This window comes from Pseudomonas sp. UBA6699 (assembly GCF_002454615.1).
Classification (GTDB): domain Bacteria; phylum Pseudomonadota; class Gammaproteobacteria; order Pseudomonadales; family Pseudomonadaceae; genus Aquipseudomonas; species Aquipseudomonas juntendi.
The window spans coordinates 1-18,519 of sequence record NZ_DKJF01000077.1 but is presented as its reverse complement, the minus strand read 5'-3'; the positions used below and the strand labels follow the sequence as shown (position 1 = coordinate 18,519).

12 protein-coding genes are annotated in these 18,519 nt (G+C 63.7%); 2 read left to right on the top strand and 10 right to left on the bottom strand.

The genetic code is table 11. The features are described from left to right. Positions 1-35: 35 nt before the first annotated feature. Together hldE and msbA are read right to left on the bottom strand one after the other, a co-directional pair. Positions 36-1,457, bottom strand: coding sequence for a bifunctional D-glycero-beta-D-manno-heptose-7-phosphate kinase/D-glycero-beta-D-manno-heptose 1-phosphate adenylyltransferase HldE (gene hldE, locus B3361_RS14620; RefSeq protein WP_054906195.1), 1,422 nt, complete (start codon positions 1,455-1,457; stop codon positions 36-38). A 130-nt stretch (positions 1,458-1,587) separates the two neighbouring features. Next, positions 1,588-3,396 (bottom strand): lipid A export permease/ATP-binding protein MsbA, encoded by a 1,809-nt coding sequence (msbA, locus tag B3361_RS14615; protein ID WP_009681345.1) that lies wholly within the window; start codon positions 3,394-3,396, stop codon positions 1,588-1,590. A gap of 215 nt (positions 3,397-3,611) precedes the next feature. Here msbA and B3361_RS14610 point away from each other — a divergent pair, with 215 nt between their 5' ends. Continuing rightward, complete coding sequence (locus B3361_RS14610; RefSeq protein ID WP_009681346.1) at positions 3,612-4,217, top strand: hypothetical protein; 606 nt, start codon at positions 3,612-3,614, stop codon at positions 4,215-4,217. An 84-nt stretch (positions 4,218-4,301) separates the two neighbouring features. Here the strand turns inward: B3361_RS14610 and B3361_RS14605 are convergent, their stop codons facing one another. From B3361_RS14605 to putP, 8 genes are all read right to left on the bottom strand, one after another. Next, positions 4,302-5,075 (bottom strand): glycosyltransferase family 2 protein, encoded by a 774-nt coding sequence (locus B3361_RS14605; RefSeq protein ID WP_054881222.1) that lies wholly within the window; start codon positions 5,073-5,075, stop codon positions 4,302-4,304. A 65-nt stretch (positions 5,076-5,140) separates the two neighbouring features. Further along, the gene (locus B3361_RS14600) at positions 5,141-6,097 is read right to left on the bottom strand and encodes a glycosyltransferase family protein (protein ID WP_054906196.1); all 957 of its coding nucleotides are present in this window, start codon (positions 6,095-6,097) and stop codon (positions 5,141-5,143) included. A 37-nt stretch (positions 6,098-6,134) separates the two neighbouring features. After that, complete coding sequence (locus B3361_RS14595; protein WP_054906197.1) at positions 6,135-7,538, bottom strand: PIG-L deacetylase family protein; 1,404 nt, start codon at positions 7,536-7,538, stop codon at positions 6,135-6,137. Beyond that, positions 7,535-8,431 carry an antimicrobial resistance protein Mig-14 gene (locus B3361_RS14590; protein WP_054906198.1) on the bottom strand — a complete coding sequence of 299 codons (897 nt, stop codon included), beginning with the start codon at positions 8,429-8,431 and terminating at the stop codon, positions 7,535-7,537. The genes B3361_RS14595 and B3361_RS14590 overlap by 4 nt, the downstream gene beginning before the upstream one ends. After that, positions 8,431-9,561: a glycosyltransferase gene (locus B3361_RS14585; protein WP_054906199.1), complete on the bottom strand. Its 1,131-nt coding sequence runs from the start codon at positions 9,559-9,561 to the stop codon at positions 8,431-8,433. Before B3361_RS14585 ends, B3361_RS14590 begins: the two co-directional genes overlap by 1 nt. After that, a complete protein-coding gene (locus tag B3361_RS14580) occupies positions 9,545-11,302 on the bottom strand; it encodes a carbamoyltransferase family protein (protein WP_054906200.1) in 1,758 nt (585 codons plus the stop codon). Before B3361_RS14580 ends, B3361_RS14585 begins: the two co-directional genes overlap by 17 nt. 237 nt (positions 11,303-11,539) lie before the next feature. Further along, positions 11,540-12,376, bottom strand: a complete 837-nt coding sequence (locus tag B3361_RS14575) for a 23S rRNA (adenine(2030)-N(6))-methyltransferase RlmJ (RefSeq protein WP_054906254.1) — start codon at positions 12,374-12,376, stop codon at positions 11,540-11,542. A gap of 168 nt (positions 12,377-12,544) precedes the next feature. Beyond that, complete coding sequence (gene putP, locus B3361_RS14570; RefSeq protein ID WP_054906255.1) at positions 12,545-14,023, bottom strand: sodium/proline symporter PutP; 1,479 nt, start codon at positions 14,021-14,023, stop codon at positions 12,545-12,547. A gap of 357 nt (positions 14,024-14,380) precedes the next feature. Here putP and putA point away from each other — a divergent pair, with 357 nt between their 5' ends. Then, positions 14,381-18,334: a trifunctional transcriptional regulator/proline dehydrogenase/L-glutamate gamma-semialdehyde dehydrogenase gene (putA, locus tag B3361_RS14565; protein ID WP_154211057.1), complete on the top strand. Its 3,954-nt coding sequence runs from the start codon at positions 14,381-14,383 to the stop codon at positions 18,332-18,334. The last annotated feature ends 185 nt before the right edge of the window (positions 18,335-18,519 follow it).

Sequence of the window (18,519 nt, the reverse complement as noted above, 5' to 3'; positions counted from 1 at the left end):
GCTCCTGCACAGGCCAGTGAAAGAGTGGCGCTCGATCAGTGCTTGCGGATCTTCTCGACAATAGCCGTGGTCGAGCTGTTCTCGACCAGCCCCAGCACCTTCACGGTGCCGCCGTAGGCCTTGACGATGTCGGCGCCGACCACCTGGTCGATGCCGTAGTCACCCCCCTTGACCAGCACATCCGGCTTGACCTGGCTCAGCAGGTTCTCCGGGGTGCCCTCGGAGAAGCTGATCACCCAGTCCACCGCACCCAGCCCGGCCAGCACGGCCATGCGCCGGTCGACGCTGTTGATCGGCCGGCCCGGCCCTTTCAGGCGGCTGACGGAAGCATCGTCGTTGACGGCCACGATCAGGCGATCGCCTTGGGCCCGCGCCTGCTCTAGGTAGGTTACGTGCCCGGCATGCAGGATATCGAAGCAACCGTTGGTGAAAACGATTTTCTCCTTGTGCGCCCGCGCATCATCGATGGCCAGCAGCAGCTGTTCCAGGCCCAGCACACCGCGCTCGGAGCCTTCCTCACGCTGGATCGCACGGCGCAGTTCAGGGGCGCTGATGGCGGCGGTACCCAACTTGCCGACCACGATACCTGCCGCCAGGTTGGCCAGGGCCACTGCGTGGGGCAAGTCCTCACCGGCGGCAATCGCGGCGGCCAGGGTGGAGATGACGGTATCGCCAGCCCCGGTAACGTCGAACACTTCGCGCGCCCGCGCCGGCAAATGCAGCGCTGGCTGGCCAACGCGCAGCAGGGTCATGCCGTGCTCGCCACGGGTGACCAGCAAGGCGCCCAGGTCCAGGTCCTGAAGCAGTTGCAAACCCTTGGCGACCAGGTCGCCCTCATCGACGCATCGACCCACGATGGTCTCGAACTCGCTGAGGTTGGGGGTGATCAGGCTGGCGCCACGGTAGATGGAAAAATCCTTGCCCTTGGGGTCGGCCAGCACCGGGATGCCCTTGGCCCGGGCCGCCTGGATCAGGGCCTGGTGATTTTTCAGCGCACCCTTGCCGTAGTCGGACAAGACCAGCACCTTGACCCCCTCGAGCAGGTTGTCGACCTCGCTGGCCAGCGACAGCGGGTCGGTGGCGAAGGGCTCTTCGAAATCGATACGCAGCAGTTGCTGGTGTCGGCTCATGACCCGGAGCTTGACGATGGTCGGCTGGTGGGCAATGCGCTGGAACACCGAGCGCACCCCGGCAGCCTGCAGGCTATTGGCCAGGCTGTCGGCGGCCTCGTCCTGGCCGGTGACGCCAATCAGCGACGCGGGGGCGCCCAGCGCGGCAATGTTCAAGGCAACGTTGGCCGCACCGCCGGGGCGATCCTCGATCTGATCGACCTTGACCACCGGCACTGGCGCCTCGGGCGAAATACGCGAAGTACCGCCATGCCAGTAGCGGTCGAGCATGACATCGCCGACCACCAGTACCGGGGCTTGATCGAAACGCGGCATGGACAACTTCATGGGCAACCCATATGGAAATAATGAACAGGGGCAGGATATTAGCACAGGGTCGTCAATGGCTTTACGGCCAGATAGCCCATGGAAAATTCCCGTGACAATCGGGGCCATGACGGCCCCGATCAAGGAGGGTTCAGGTGATGTCGGCCTTGGCCGGCTCATCCAGGCCCATGGCATGCAGGCGGGCATAATGGCCATTTGCCGCAAGCAACTCGGCATGGGTACCGCGCTCTACCAACCGGCCCTGATCCATCACCAGGATCTGGTCGGCCTTCTCGATGGTGGACAGGCGATGGGCGATGACCAGCGTGGTCCGCCCCTGCATCACGTGGTCCAGCGCCGCCTGGATATGCCGCTCGGACTCGGTGTCCAGGGCAGAGGTGGCCTCGTCGAGAATCAGCAGTGGGGCGTTTTTCAGCAGTGCACGGGCAATTGCCAGGCGCTGGCGCTGACCGCCGGACAGCAGCACGCCGTTTTCACCGACTTCGGTATCGAAGCCCTTCGGCAGACGGTCGACGAACTCCTTGGCGTAGGCATCGGCCGCCGCGGCTTCGATGTCTGCGCGCGGGGCGCCGGCCAGGTCGCCGTAGGCGATGTTGTTGGCCACGGTGTCGTTGAACAGGGTGACATGCTGGGTCACTTGCGACACATGGCGGCGCAGGTTGCGCAGGCGATAGTTCTCGATCTCCACGCCATCGAGCAGAATCTGCCCTTTGCTGTGGTGATAGAAGCGCGGGATCAGCGCAGCCAGCGTCGACTTGCCACTGCCCGAGCGGCCAACCAGGGCGATCATTTGCCCGGGCTCGGCAGTGAAGCTGATGTCGCTCAGCACCTCGCGGTCGGTACCGGGGTAGGTAAAGCTGAGGTTGCGCACTTCCAGGTGCCCTTCCACGCGCTCCTTCTCGACCGTGCCGGTGTCCAGCTCAGGGGCTTCGTCCAGTTGCTCGAAGATGCTTTCGGCACCTGCAAGGCCCTTCTGGATGGTCGAGCTGACTTCCGACAACTGGCGAATCGGCTTGGGCAACAGGCCGGCAGCGGTGATGTAGGCGACCAGGTCGCCGGCGGTGGACTCGCCCCGCAGGAACAGCACCAGGAACATCAACGCGGCCATGGCGGTGTAGATCACCAGCTGCAACACCGGCGTGTACAGCGAACCGGTCTTGGTCATGCGCAGCTGCTTGTCGGTGTTGCTCAAGCTGGCCTTGCCGAAACGCTGTTCCTCATAGGCCTCGCCACCGAAGCTGCGGACCACGCGATAGCCCTGGATGGTTTCAGAGGCAACGTGGGTGACGTCGCCCATGGCTACCTGGATCTTCTTGCTCTGCTTGCGGAATTTCTTGCTGGCAACGCTGACCATTACCGCGATGACCGGCAGGATGGCGACCATCACCAGGGTCAGGTGCCAGTTCATCCACAGCAGGTAGGCGAACAGGAACACCACCGTCAGGCCTTCGCGGATCACTACCTTGATGGCATCGGTGGCAGCGCCGGTAACCATGGTCACGTTGAAGGTGATGCGTGAAATCAGGTGCCCGGAGTTGTGGTTGTCGAAGTAGCGGTTAGGCAACACCAGCAGTTTGTTGAACAACTCCACCCGCAAGTCGTGCACCAGGCACAGGGAGACCTTGGCCAGGAAGTAGTTACCAAGGAACGAGCCCAGGCCTTGCCAGGCGGCGATCAGGATGATCAGCAGCGGCACGGCCTGAAGCAATTGCAGGTCGCGCAGGTACGGCACGTTGGGGAACAACACCGCTTCGGGGTTGCTCAACCCATCGACGAAATATTTGAGGATGCCGGCCAGCATCGGCTGGGTCGAGGCGAAGATCACGAAACCGATGATGCTCAGCAGGAAAATGCCAACGTAGGGTTTCACATAGCCCAGCAGCCGGAAGTAGATCTTCAGGCTGGATGTGTGCTCCGCCGGTCGCGGTGTTTCGGCCATTATCAAGCTCGCTGTTCAGGTTGAACCGGAAATTTTACCACAGGCGTCATTTTCGGCACGCCCCCATGGCAGCATCATCGCAAGGCCGAGCTACAGGGCTGTGTGGGCGAACCCGTTTCCTACCCGATGAATCGAAGACACCATGCATGGTGCTACCGCATTATTTTCGGCATTATTGCCGGTCATTTTGCTCGCCAGACGACAAGGCCCTATTCATGCAATGCTCGCGGCTCAACCAGGTCGACTTCGACCAGCTGACACACGGCGCCCAGGTGCTTGAGGCAGACAGCCATGGCGCCAAAGTCTACCTGCTCGCAGATGGTAATTTCCTCAAGGTTTTTCGTAGAAAACGTCTGATTTCATCTGCACTGCTGCGCCCGTACTCGCAGCGCTTCGTCGACAACGCTGCGCGCCTGGCACAACTGGGCATTCCCACCCTCGAGGTGATCAGCCAACACAAGCTCGACATGCCAGGCCGCACCGCGGTGCTGTATCGCCCTCTGCCGGGGCGCACCTTGCTGCAAATGTCTCGGGATGAAGGTTTCAGCTGGGATATCTACCTGCCGCGCCTGATCGAACTGATCCGCCAGCTGCACCGCAGCGGTGTGTATTTCCGCTCGCTGCACCTGGGCAACGTGGTGGTAACCCCTGACCAGCGCCTGGGCCTGATCGATGTAGCCGACATGCGCTTCCTGCGGCCGCCGCTGTCAGCGCGCATGATCCGGCGCAATGTGCAGCACATGGTGCGTTACATAGAGCGGGAAAACCTCGGCGAGCGCTTCCCCCTCGCTGCATTCGAGGGCGCCCTGCTCGCGCGTTGAGGTCAGCCGAGACATCGCTCGGCCAGCATCAATCGACGTTGTCGGGGGGGCTTGCTGCGGGCAATCGCGGGCATGACTGCGTTGTTACTGTACAAAAACGGTAATACCTGCGCCGATCAAGGCCCCTGCCACCAGCGTCAATGCCAGCTTCATCCGGTCACGCTGACGGCGCTTGGCCTTGCGCTCCACTTCAATGGGTACGGTCACGTGATTACCGAACCCAGTGTGCAATACCGCATCACCTTCTAGCGTGACCGCTGTCAGGTTGAGCTCGGCATAACGCCGGGACAGCGCCTTTTCTCCAGCATAGGCGGCAAATGGCGCACAGCGCTGGTAATCGCTCAACCGCCGCAGGCCGGGGTTCAACGAAAACGCCTGCCATTCGGCCTTGTCCGACAACAGGGGGTAGCACGGCACGCCGGCGATCACCTGCCGATCCCCGAGGTGAATGTACGGGCTGTGCACGGCCAGGTCGTGGGCGTGGCTGCGCAGCCACACCTGCAGCAGGTCGGGGCTGGCAGCCAGAATGGCGTGCGAGTCCTCGACGAAGCCTTGGCGATAGAAGTGCCAATCGTCCTCGCAATGGAAGATGTAGGGCGTCTTGACGTGGCTGTAGGCCAGGTCGATAGACGCCAGTTGGCCTAGCTTGGGGCGGTTGACGAACACCTTGCAGTGCGGTTTCCAGTGCTCTGGCACAGCGTCATGCACGGCATCGTCACCTGAATCTTCGGTGATGAATACCTCGCGAATGGGCGCCGTGTTGTAGCGATCGAAACTCTCAAGGGTGTCTTTGAGCAGGTCGAACCGCCCACAACTGGTCACGACAAGCGTGACATCACTCTCATTTGAAAAGCGCACCGGACTCCCCCCGCGTTGCGACTGTCGGCTTTCAACGCCCGTTCCTGGGCGCCAAAGCTCTTATGTTAGAAGCCCAGCTTCAGGCGCAGCCGCTGCCATGCAGACAATGGCGGGCGGGGCCTGAGCGCTGGGCGCATGTGCTCGACGATGCTACGGCCTACAGCGCCGAAGCTGAAACGGGAAACCGCCAGATGGCGGCCGTTTTCGGCAATCTGCCGCGCCAGCTCAGGCTCGGCACGCAAGCGTCGCAGCTTGGCCTGAAGGGTCGGGATGGTGTCATACAACACCACGTTGTGCATGTCCTGTAGACCCAACGCACGGTTTTCCTGCTCGCCCTGGTCATAGGCCAGCAGTACACAGCCGCAGGCCATGGCCTCGAAGTTCTTGATCATGTATTCGCCCATGCCGACATCGGCGCTGACGAAAAACCGGATTCGGTTGAGCGTGTTGCAATAGTCTTCGCCCGACTTGGTGCGGGTTACCAGCAGGTCCTCGACCTGCCCCAACTCGTCCAGCAGCGCCTTGCGGCCGCTGTAGGCCACGCTGTTGACACTGCCGACGAAGGCCAGTTCGATATCGCGCTCGCGCCCTTGGTCAGCCAGCAACTGCTCGTCATAACCCTTGGGCACGAATACCGCATCGAAGCCTTCCTGGCGCAGGCGCTCGCTGACCATGTAGCCAGAGCTGATCACACGCGCCCAGGGCAGTTGCCGGTAGTGGGCGCTGAACTTGCCGGTGTACTTGCACGGGATGTAGTTCTGGTAGGCGTCGTGCTCGAGTATGACCAGGTTCGGCACGGTACGAATGAACGCGACCTGGCGGATTTCCTGCTTGAAGCGCAGAAAGAAAACAATGCGGTCATAGCGCTCGACCTGCACTTGGCGCTTGAAGTAGCGGCGCAGGTTGCGTTGGTCTTCGCTGGTCAACCAGCGCAGGTCGCATTCGCAGTTGGCCGCGACGCCGTCGTACAGGCGATCCAGGATCGCGCGCTGTTCCTTCTGTACTAGAAATAGGACTTTCATCATGTTCCTTGGGCGCTCTGCGCCAACGCGGTCAGTTTTACAGCTCACGCCGCCAGAACAGCTCATGCCGGCGCACCGCCTTGCGGAAGAACTCGTTCTCCCCATAAGGCGACGGGCGGCGACCGGCCAGCCACCGCTGCAGCAAGCGGCGCAGGCGACGCTTGAAGGGGGCTGGCGGTTGCAGGTCGTGCATCATGCCCAGCGCCATTGCCTTGTCACGCTGGCTGGCCAGGTCCAGTACCAGGCTGCAGGGGGCCCAGGCCTGATCCGCGCTCAACTGCGGCGGCAACGCCACGCCGTCACCGCTATCGCCCATTGGCCAGCGATCGTTGTCATGCAGGTGGTTGGCGTAGCACAGCAGGGTCTGTGGCTTCCAGGCCAGCCCCTGCAAGGCTTCGAGCACCGCGGCCTGGGCGCAGACATGATCGGGGTGCGGGTCCAGCTGGGGGTGCGGCAGCACCAGCACTTCGGGCCTGGCCAACTCGAGCACAGCCCGCAAGTCGGCCAACAGGTTGTGCCAGGTAGGGGCACCGTCCAGGTCGGCGGGCAGCGGGAACGGGTTGAACTGGCGGAACGGGCGGATATCGGCCATGTCGGCTTCACGAGACGCCGCAGGCCGATCGGGCGCCGCCTGCATGGCAGGCAATTGCAGGCAGAAGTAGCCCAACTGCACACAACGAGATTCCGCCACCCCGGCCCAGCGCGGCACGGCAATGCTGTCCCAGGCGCGCAGGCGACCTTTCAGGCGAGCGGCTTCGGCCTTGCCCAGGCCCATCTGCCGATAATGCTCGGCCTCGATTTCACCGGCGGTCAGCGTGACCACCCAGGCTTCCTGCGCTTGGCTGTACAGCCCGTAGGCAGCCAACTCGGCGTCATCGGCATGGGGTGCAATCACCATTACCCGCCGCCGTTGCAGTTCGACCGCCGGGGTTATCCACAAGCGCGGCTGGCCCAGCAGCCGGCAATGCCGGCCACGCAAGCGCAGTGTGCCGGCCTGCAGGGGGGCGGCCAGGCCGGTGAGGTTGAGATAACGCAAGCCGGCGACACCGCGCTCGAAGGTTTGCTGGTCGGCCTGCTCGCCCGCCAGCAGTTCGACCCGCGGATCGAGAAAACGCCCCAGCCAACTGCTTTTTATGTGCAGTTCGAGCACCAGGGTTTCCCCGCCCTGCAGCACGCAGTCGGCCTTGAGCAGACCGGCCTGCAAGCGCGCGGCCACGGGCCGGGTGTGCTCCCCGAAGTCGTAGGCGTAATCTTCGCCCGGGGTGTAGAACAGATGGTCGGCAAACCACGCCTCATGCGCAGCCCACAGCAGCGGCAACAGCAAAAGCGGCAGCCACCACCAGGTGGCCAGGCCCAAGGCGACCAGCCCGGCCAGCCCTGCCAGCAGCGCCAGGCGTTTGTTGCGCCGGTGGCGCTTGAGCAACTGCTGCTTGCGACTCATACCTGGTACACCGGCACGGGGTTGCACCAACGCTCCTTGTACTCGCGGTCGGCACGACCGAACGAGAACCGCAGCGGCTTGTTGCGCGCTCGGGCGTCGTCCCAGGCCGCCTGGGTGTTGAGGAAGCTCAACACGCTACCTGGGCTGAAGGCCTTGGTTTCGGGGTCGACACCGCCGTTGATGTACTCCACGCTGACCCACTGCGGTGCCTCGACACGGTACACCAGCTGGATCGCAATCGGCTTGCCGTCCAGCAGCAGTACCGAGCCGATCAGCAGCTCACGCAGCCGCTCCAGCACATCGGCCATGCGCTCGGCACCGGTGGCCGGGAAGCCCCAGCGGCGCTGGAACAGGTCGCAGTACATGCTGGCGATTTCCTGTGCGCTGAACGCGCTGATCGGGCGCACCACCCCGCCCGCCTCTTCCAGCAGGCGCAGCTCGCGGCGCTGGTTGTAGCGGAACTTCTTCGACAGGTCTTCGTGCGCGCGGGCCATGGCCAGCTGTTCCTTCTGCACCTTGAGCCCGCTGAAGCGGCCCTGGTTCAGTTCGGACAGGTAGCGCACGCTGTGACGCAGCGGTGCGCCGGCATCGGGTGCGGCCGGCAGGATGATTTCGGCGTTGCCGAGGTCGAACAGGGCTTTCTTGCCGGCGCGTTTGAGCACGTCCTTGGACAGGGCCAGGTGGCGCCCCCAGGTCGCAATGGCGGCTTTCAGCTCGCCATTCTGGTGCCAGCCAAGGTAGCGCACGGGTATCTGCGCCAGGTCAGCCAGTTGCTCGACCACCAGCGGGTGAGTCGCGACGCTGCCGCCAAAGCGGGCCCACGCCTGGGCATAGGCGTGGGCGTCGATCACTTGCCAGCCGCGTTCGCGCCAAGCCTGAATACGATTGAGCATCACCCCTGCCCCACCAGCGCACGCACCTGCGGCAGTTGCCAGAAGGCCTCGCGCACGGCCTGGTCGGAAAAGCGCTCACGCAGGCGTTGCAGCATGTGTTCGGCACAGGCCTGGCGCTGCTGCCCGTCGAGCACGGCCATATGTTCCAGGCCCTGGGCCAACTGCCCGGGGTCGCCCAGCGGGAACAGCACGCCAACGCCCTCGACCACCTCGCGGGCACCGCCACAGGCGGTGGCCAACACGGGCACCCCGGCTACCATGGCCTCGAGCAGGACCATGCCGAACGGCTCATGGTCGGAGCTCAGGGCGAACACGTCGAAAGCCCGGAAGTAACGGCGCGCGTCCGGCACCTGGCCAAGGAAGTCGACCTGCCCGGCAATACCCAGTTCGCCAGCCAGGGCCTTGAGCTTGCCTTCCAGACGCCCCTTGCCAAGGATCGCCAGCCGGGCGCCGGCCGGCAGCCCGGGCAGTGCCTGGGCAAAACCGCGCAAAAGCGTGGCCTGGTCCTTGTCCGGGTGCAGCCGGCCGACATTGCCGACGATCCATGCCTGCGCATCCAGGCCCAGCGCCTGCCGCGCCTCGGCGCGCGGCACCTGGGTCACCTGCAGGGCCTCGATGTCGATACGGTTGTACAGCGTCTGGATGCGTTCGGCCGGCCACTGCGGCAAGCAACGGCGCATGTCGTCGCGTACGGCATCCGACACCCCGAGCAGGCTCAGGCGTTTGCCGAACAGGTTGGCGAAAATGCGCCGCCCCTTGCGCTGGTAGTCACCAAAGGCATGGTGCACGCCGATCACCGGCAGGCCAGTAGCCAGCAACGCCACATAGATCGGCTTGAAGCGGTGGGCGATGCAGAACGCAAAATTGCGCTCGGCCGCAATCCGCCGCAGGGCGCGGATCGCGCCCAGCTTGAGACCACGCACGGCCTTGGAGCTGAAGCCCAGGAACAACACCTCGTCCGAGGCGCAACCCGCCGCTACTTGCGGGTCGGCTGCCCCCGTGAGGAACACCGTGGTGACCCGGTAGCCACGCCCCTGGAACAGGCTGGCGTACTGACGGGCACAGTCCAGAAACGGCCCGTCATAGCCATGGCAGAACTGCAGGATGCGCGGTTCAGAGCGGCTGGTCATAGGCGGCAGCGCCGTCCTTCACAACCAGGATGTCTTCCATGATCAGGTACTGCAGGTCCGAGCCGAAGAACATGTTCAGGGCGTCGGTCGGCGAGCAGATCATCGGCTCGCCACGGCGGTTCAGCGAGGTGTTCAGCGACACGCCGTTGCCGGTCAGGTCTTCGAGCGCCTTCATCATGTCGTAGTAGCGCGGGTTGTACTCACGCTTGAGCACCTGGGCACGCGAGGTACCGTCCTCGTGAACCACCTCCGGCACACGGGTTTTCCACTCTTCAGCCACTTCGAAGGTGAAGGTCATGAACGGCGCCGGGTGATCGACCTTGATCATCTGCGGGGCGACAGTGTCGAGCATCGACGGGCAGAAAGGTCTCCAGCGCTCGCGGAACTTGATCTGCTCGTTGATACGGTTGGCGACGCCCGGCACGCTCGGGCAACCGATGATCGAACGCCCGCCCAAGGCGCGCGGGCCAAACTCCATGCGGCCTTGGAACCAGGCCACCGGGTTGCCATCGACCATGATCTTGGCGATACGCTGCGGCATGTCGTCGAGCTTGCGCCACGCCGGTGCATTCGGGTGCCGAGCGCAGGCAGCGATCACGTCCTCGTTGGAATAGGACGGGCCGAGGTAGACGTGCTCCATCTTCTCGACCGGTACGCCACGGGCGTGGGACACGTAGGCCGCAGCGCCAACCGCAGTACCGGCGTCGCCGGAAGCCGGCTGCACGAACAGCTCTTTGACATCCGGGCGGGCGATGATCTTCTGGTTGAGCTTGACGTTCAGCGCGCAGCCGCCGGCAAACGCCAGCTTGCCGGTTTCGCGCAGGGTGTCGCCCAGGTAGTGGTCGATCATCTGCAGGGCGATCTTCTCGAACAACGCCTGCATGCTGGCCGCGTAATGGATGTACGGCTCGTCGGCGATATCGCCTTCGCGCTTGGGCCCCAGCCACTCGATCAGCTTGGGCGAGAAGTAGAAGCCCTTGCCCTTTTCTTTATGGCGGCGCAGGCCGATGACGTTGGCGTATTCGGTGTTGATCACCAGTTCACCGTTCTCGAAGCTGGCCAGGCGCGAGAAGTCGTATTTGCTGGCATCGCCATACGGCGCCATGCCCATGACCTTGAACTCGCCATCGAGCATCTCGAAACCGAGGAACTCGGTAATGGCACCGTACAGGCCACCCAACGAGTCCGGGTCGAAGAATTCCTTGATCTTGTGGATCTTGCCGTTTTCGCCGTAGCCGAAGAAGGTGGTGGCGTACTCGCCTTTACCGTCAATGCCGAGGATGGCCGTTTTTTCCTTGAAGCCCGAGCAGTGATAGGCACTGGAAGCATGGGCCAGGTGGTGCTCGACCGGCTCGATCTTGATCTTTTTCGGGTCGAAGCCCAGTTGCTCCAGGCACCAGACGATCTTCTTGCGGTAGCGCTTGTAGCGGCGGTTGCCCATCAGGATTGCATCGAGGGCGCGATCCGGGGCGTACCAGTAGCGCTTGGCGTAGTGCCAGCGCGCCTTGCCGAACAGGCTGATGGGCGCGAACGGGATGGCAACCACGTCGACGTCGGATGGCTTGATGCCTGCCTGCTCCAGGCAGAACTTCGCCGACTCGTAGGGCATGCGGTTCTTCGCATGCTTGTCACGCACGAAGCGCTCTTCTTCGGCGGCGGCAATCAGCTTGCCATCAATGTACAGGGCCGCGGAAGGGTCATGGCTAAGGGCGCCGGACAGGCCAAGAATCGTCAATGCCAAGGGATCAGCCTCTTCATTCGGTAGAGATGCGCCAGCGGCCGCTTGGGCGGGTGGCGACTAAAAGGCGGGATTATAACGCAAAGATCACGAACTGCGCGGTCGTTGTAGGAGCGGCCTTGTGTCGCGAAAGGGGCGCGAAGCGGCCCCAGTTTCTCAGCTTCGCGGCAGAAATTGCCGGGGCCGCTTTGCGGCCCTATCGCGACACAAGGCCGCTCCTACAAGGAATCGAGGTGCGGCCTACTCGGCGATCAGCCAGTCCATGCGGTAGCTACCGGCAGTCTGCGCCAGCTCCTTGGCCAGCCACGGCAGCAACTCCTTGAGCTCGTCTTCCAACCCCCACGGCGGGTTGGCGATGGCCAAGCCAGAACCATTGAGCCCCTGGGGGCTGTCCTGATGGTGCACATACAGCTCCACCCGCAGCAGCTTGGGTGCGCCGGTGCTGGTCAGGTCCTGGTAATAGCGTGTCAACGAACGCTGGTCCTTGATCGGGTACCAGATGGCTGCAACCGTCTGGCGCATGCGCCCAATGGCCTCTTTCATGGCCGTGGTGCAGCGCTTGAGCTCATCGGCCTGCTCGAACGGCGGGTCGATCAGCATGATCGCGCGCTTTTCCTGCACAGGCAGCAAGGCCCGCGGCACGTACCAGCCTTCACCCAGGTGCACGGTAACGCGCGGGTCTTTCTTCATGTTCTCCTTGAGCAGCGGCCCGTCTTCCGGGTGCTTCTCATTGAGCAGGGCACGGTCCTGCTGGCGCATCAAACGCCGGGCCAGCTCAGGCGAACCAGGGTAGTAGCGCAGCTCGCCGTCGGCGTTCAAACGCTTGATGACGCGCAGGTAGTCAGCGGCCATGGCCGGCAGGTCATCGCGGTTCCACAGGCGGGCTACACCTTGCTGATACTCGCCGGTGCGGCTTGCCTGGTCGCCCTGCAGGTCGTACAGGCCAAGCCCTGCGTGGGTATCGATGTAGGCGAACGGCTGCTCCTTGCGCGACATCAGGGCGATGAGGCGGGTCAGCACGATGTGTTTGAGGACGTCGGCGTGGTTGCCGGCGTGGAAGGCGTGACGATAGTTCATGGCAACTCCTGCGAAGGCGGCAAGTTTACCTTGCCTTGCAGGCGGCGTCAGGCCTGGCCGTCGATCGGCGGCGGCTTCTTCGCGGGCTTGCCCGCTCCCACACGGACCGCACTGGTTTCAGGTTCCGTGCAAACCCTGTGGAAGCAGGCGCCGCCGGCTCAGCGGGTATTACTTGTCAGCGTGGTACGCCGCATCAGCCGTCTCGAAGCGCTGCACCATCGCCTGCGAAGGGCTGCCCAGCTTGCTCACCACGACGATGGCAATGCTCGCCAGCAGGAAGCCCGGGATTATTTCGTACAGGCCCCAGACATCGATCTGCTTCCACAGGATCACGGTCAGTGCACCGACCACGATACCGGCCAGCGCGCCGTTACGGGTCATGCCTTTCCACAGGACCGAAATCAGCACCACCGGGCCGAAGGCTGCACCGAAGCCGGCCCAGGCATAGGCCACCAGGCCCAGCACACGGTTTTCCGGGTTGGCCGCCATGGCGATGGCGATCAGGGCCACCGCCAGCACCATCAGGCGGCCGACCCACACCAGCTCACGCTGCGACGCATGCTTGCGCAGGAAGGCTTTGTAGAAGTCTTCGGTCAGGGCACTGGAGCAGACCAGCAACTGGCAGCTCAGGGTGCTCATCACCGCCGCCAGAATGGCCGACAGCAATACGCCGGCAATCCAGGGGTTGAACAGAATCTTCGCCAGTTCGATGAACACGCGCTCGTGGTTTTCGGTGACCGGGCCAGCCAGATCAGGGTTGGCCGAGAAATAGGCGATGCCGAAGAAGCCCACGGCGCAGGTACCGGCCAGGCACAGGATCATCCAGGCCATGGAGATGCGGCGGGCGTTGGCAATCGACTTCACAGAGTCGGCCGCCATGAAGCGCGCCAGGATGTGTGGTTGGCCGAAATAGCCCAGGCCCCAACCCATCAGCGAGATGATGCCGATGAAGGTTGCGCCTTTGAACATGTCGAAGTTGGCCGGGTTGACCGCCTCGATGGCCGCGAAGGTAGTGTCGAAGCCACCTGTGGAGATCAGCACGATCACCGGCGTGAGGATCAACGCAAAGATCATCAGCGACGCCTGCACCGTGTCGGTCCAGCTCACCGCCAGGAAGCCACCCACGAAGGTGTAGGCGATGGTGGCGGCAGCGCCAGCCCACAAGGCGGTTTCGTAGGGCATGCCGAAGGTGCTTTCGAACAGACGGGCACCGGCAACGATGCCGGAAGCGCAGTAGATGGTGAAGAACACCAGGATGACGATGGCGGAAATGATGCGCAGCAAGCCGCTATTGTCGTCGAAGCGGCTGGAGAAATAATCCGGCAGGGTCAACGCGTCACCGTTGTGCTCGGTTTGCACGCGCAGGCGACCGGCCACGAACAGCCAGTTCAGGTAGGCACCCACGGTCAGGCCGATGGCGATCCAGGCCTCGGACAGGCCAGCGAAGTAGATGGCGCCCGGCAGGCCCATCAGCAGCCAGCCACTCATGTCGGAAGCACCGGCAGACAGTGCGGTTACCACGCTGCCCAGGCTGCGCCCGCCCAGAATGTAGTCGGAAAGGTTGTTGGTGGAGCGATAGGCGGCGAAGCCGATCAGCACCATTGCCGCGATGTAGATCACGAAGGTGATCGTTAGTGGGTTGCCCATGTGTGTGCCCTGGCGTTTGTTTTTATCTCATGCACAACCGCAGCGTTTGCGGTTGCACCCAGGCGGCGAATGCTATGCAACAACGCAAAGTGGGTGCAACCATTTTTCATTTGCAAGTTGCACCTGCCCGTGCATTTTCCGACGAAGCCGATTTTTTGCCCCTTTTTGGAGCGAAGAGGTCGTTTTCGCGATTTAACCGCGCCAAAAACGACCCCTCGCCCTGTACGGAAATCACTGTCGGACGAGTTGCACCTTTTCCTCGAAAAATTCGGGTTGCACCTGGTTGCACCCGAATTGTCCTACAGCTAATCTTGGCGCCAGCTTAGGCCACAGCCGTGGCAATAACGAGGATAAGAAATGGCGACGACCACCCTTGGGGTCAAACTCGATGACCCTACCCGTGAGCGACTCAAGGCAGCAGCGCAGTCGATAGACCGCACGCCGCACTGGTTGATCAAGCAGGCGATCTTCAATTACCTGGAGAAGCTCGAGGGTGGCGCGACCCTGAACGACCTCAACGGCCATGCCGGCAGCCTGGCCGATGACGCCGGCGAGGTCCAGCCTGACCATGGTCACCAGTGCTTCCTGGAATTCGCCGAGAGCATCCTGCCCCAGTCGGTACTGCGCTCGGCCATTACCGCCGCATACCGCCGCCCCGAGCAGGAAGTGGTACCGATGTTGCTGGAACAGGCGCGCCTCAGCGCACCGCTGGCCGAGGCGACCAACAAGCTGGCCGCCGGCATTGCCGAGAAACTGCGCAACCAGAAAAGCGCCGGCGGCCGGGCGGGCATCGTTCAGGGCCTGCTGCAGGAGTTCTCGCTGTCTTCGCAGGAAGGCGTGGCCCTGATGTGCCTGGCCGAAGCCCTGCTGCGCATCCCCGACAAGGGCACCCGTGACGCACTGATCCGCGACAAGATCAGCAACGGCAACTGGCAGCCGCACCTGGGCAACAGCCCGTCGCTGTTCGTCAACGCCGCCACCTGGGGCCTGCTGCTGACCGGCAAGCTGGTCAGCACGCACAACGAAGCCGGCCTCACCTCCTCGCTCACCCGCATCATCGGCAAGAGCGGCGAGCCGATGATCCGCAAGGGTGTCGACATGGCCATGCGCCTGATGGGCGAGCAGTTCGTCACGGGCGAAACCATTGCCGAAGCCCTGGCCAATGCCAGCCGCTTCGAGGCCAAGGGCTTCCGTTATTCCTACGACATGCTCGGCGAGGCCGCCCTCACCGAGCACGACGCGCAGAAATACCTGGCGTCCTACGAGCAGGCCATCCACTCGATCGGCAAGGCTTCGCATGGCCGCGGCATCTATGAAGGCCCAGGCATCTCGATCAAGCTGTCGGCGCTGCACCCGCGCTACAGCCGGGCCCAGTACGAGCGGGTGATGGAAGAGCTGTACCCGCGCCTGCTGTCGCTGACCTTGCTGGCCAAGCAATACGACATCGGCCTGAACATCGATGCCGAGGAAGCCGACCGCCTGGAGCTGTCGCTGGACCTGCTCGAGCGCCTGTGCTTCGAGCCGGCGCTGGCTGGCTGGAACGGCATCGGCTTCGTCATCCAGGCCTACCAGAAGCGCTGCCCGTACGTGATCGACTACGTTATCGACCTGGCCAAGCGCAGCCGCCACCGCCTGATGATCCGCCTGGTCAAAGGTGCCTACTGGGACAGCGAGATCAAGCGCGCCCAGGTCGAGGGGCTGGAGGGCTACCCGGTATACACGCGCAAGGTGTACACCGACGTGTCCTACGTGGCCTGCGCACGCAAGCTGCTGGCCGTACCCGAGGCCATCTACCCGCAATTCGCCACCCACAACGCCCACACCCTGTCGGCCATCTACCATATTGCCGGGCAGAACTATTACCCGGGCCAGTACGAGTTCCAGTGCCTGCACGGCATGGGCGAGCCCCTGTACGAGCAGGTGGTCGGCAAGCTGGCCGATGGCAAGCTGAACCGCCCATGCCGCGTCTATGCTCCGGTGGGCACCCACGAAACGTTGCTGGCCTACCTGGTGCGTCGCCTGCTGGAAAACGGCGCCAACACCTCGTTCGTCAACCGCATTGCCGACCACTCGATCTCGATCCAGGAACTGGTCGCCGACCCGGTCGCCAGCATCGAACGCATGGGCACCCAGGAGGGCAGCATCGGCTTGCCGCACCCGCGCATCCCATTGCCGCGTGACCTGTATGGCAGCGAACGGGCCAACTCGGCCGGTATCGACATGGCCAACGAGCACCGCCTGGCTTCGCTGTCCTGCGCCATGCTGGCCACCGCTCACAATGACTGGAAAGCCGCCCCGCTGCTGGCCTGCGCCGCCAGTGAGGCGGCTGCGGTAGCGGTGCTGAACCCGGCAGACCATCGCGATGTGGTAGGCCATGTGCAGGAAGCCACGGTCGCCGACGTGGACAATGCCATCCAGTGCGCCATCAACGCGGCGCCGATCTGGCAGGCCACCCCGCCGGCAGAGCGCGCCGCGATTCTGGAGCGTACCGCCGACCTGATGGAGGCAGAAATCCAGCCGTTGATGGGGCTGCTGATTCGCGAAGCCGGCAAGACCTTTGCCAACGCCATCGCCGAAGTGCGCGAGGCGGTGGACTTCCTGCGCTACTACGCGGTGCAGGCCCGCAACGACTTCAGCAATGACGCGCACCGCCCGCTGGGGCCGGTGGTCTGCATCAGCCCATGGAACTTCCCGCTGGCGATTTTCACCGGCCAGGTGGCCGCAGCCCTGGCTGCCGGCAACCCGGTACTGGCCAAGCCTGCCGAACAGACCCCACTGATCGCCGCGCAGGCCGTGCGCCTGTTACTGGAAGCCGGCATTCCGGAAGGTGTACTGCAGTTGCTGCCAGGTCGCGGTGAAACCGTGGGTGCCGGCCTGGTTGGTGACGAGCGGGTCAAAGGCGTGATGTTCACTGGTTCCACCGAAGTCGCGCGCCTGCTGCAGCGCAACGTCGCCGGCCGCCTGGACAACCAGGGGCGGCCGATCCCGCTGATCGCCGAAACCGGTGGCCAGAACGCCATGATCGTCGACTCTTCTGCGCTCACCGAGCAAGTGGTGATCGACGTGGTATCGTCGGCCTTCGACAGTGCCGGCCAGCGTTGCTCGGCCCTGCGTGTGCTGTGCCTGCAGGAAGACTCCGCCGACCGCGTGATCGAAATGCTCAAGGGGGCCATGGCTGAAAGCCGCCTGGGCTGCCCGGACCGCCTGGCAGTGGACATTGGCCCGGTGATCGACGCCGAAGCCAAGGCCGGTATCGAGAAGCACATCCAGGGCATGCGTGAAAAAGGCCGCTCGGTCTACCAGGTCGCGATCGCCGATGCTGCCGAGATCAAGCGCGGCACCTTCGTCATGCCGACCCTGATCGAGCTGGACAGCTTCGACGAGCTGAAGCGTGAAATCTTCGGCCCAGTGCTGCACGTGGTGCGCTACAACCGCCGCAACCTCGACCAGTTGATCGAGCAGATCAACAACTCCGGCTATGGCCTGACCCTCGGCGTGCACACCCGCATCGACGAGACCATCGCCAAGGTGGTGGAAACCGCCAACGCCGGCAACATGTACGTCAACCGCAACATCGTTGGCGCCGTGGTAGGCGTGCAGCCCTTCGGTGGTGAAGGCCTGTCTGGTACCGGCCCGAAAGCCGGCGGCCCGCTGTACCTGTATCGCCTGCTGTCGACCCGCCCGGCCGACGCGATTGGCCGCCACTTCCAGCAACAGGATGGCGAAGGCAAGCCGGACCGTACCCTGCATGAGCAACTGGTGAAGCCGCTGCACGGTTTGAAGGCCTGGGCCGAGAGCAATCAGCTGGCCGACCTGGCCGCGCTGTGCGACCAGTTCGCTGGCCAGTCGCAGAGCGGCATCGCCCGCCTGCTGCCAGGCCCGACCGGTGAGCGCAACAGCTACACCATCCTGCCGCGCGAGCATGTGCTGTGCCTGGCCGACAATGAAACCGACCTGCTGGCGCAGCTCGCCGCGGTGCTGGCTGTTGGCAGCTCGGCGGTGTGGGCTGACAGCGAACCGGGCAAGGCCTTGCGCGCGCGCCTGCCGCGTGAGTTGCAGGCCAAGGTGAAGCTGGTGGCGGACTGGAACAAGGATGAAGTGGCGTTCGACGCCGTGATCCACCATGGCGACTCGGACCAGCTGCGTGGCGTTTGCCAGCAGGTGGCCAAGCGTGGCGGGGCGATCGTGGGTGTGCACGGGTTGTCCAGCGGGGATCATCAGATTGCGCTGGAGCGGCTGGTGATTGAGCGCGCGGTTAGTGTGAATACTGCGGCGGCCGGTGGTAACGCCAGCTTGATGACGATTGGCTGAGGCTGAGGGTTGTTGAGGGAAAGGGAGAGCTTTGGCTCTCCTTTTTTTATGGGTGTCCGCCTTGAGATTGGGGGTGGGCTGACAGGTGACCGACACAACATTTTCAGCGCCTGTGAGATCGAGCGCCGCCCGCGCGGCGCATCGCGAGCTGGCGCTCGCTCCTACGTTTGTTTCGGGCCAATCAT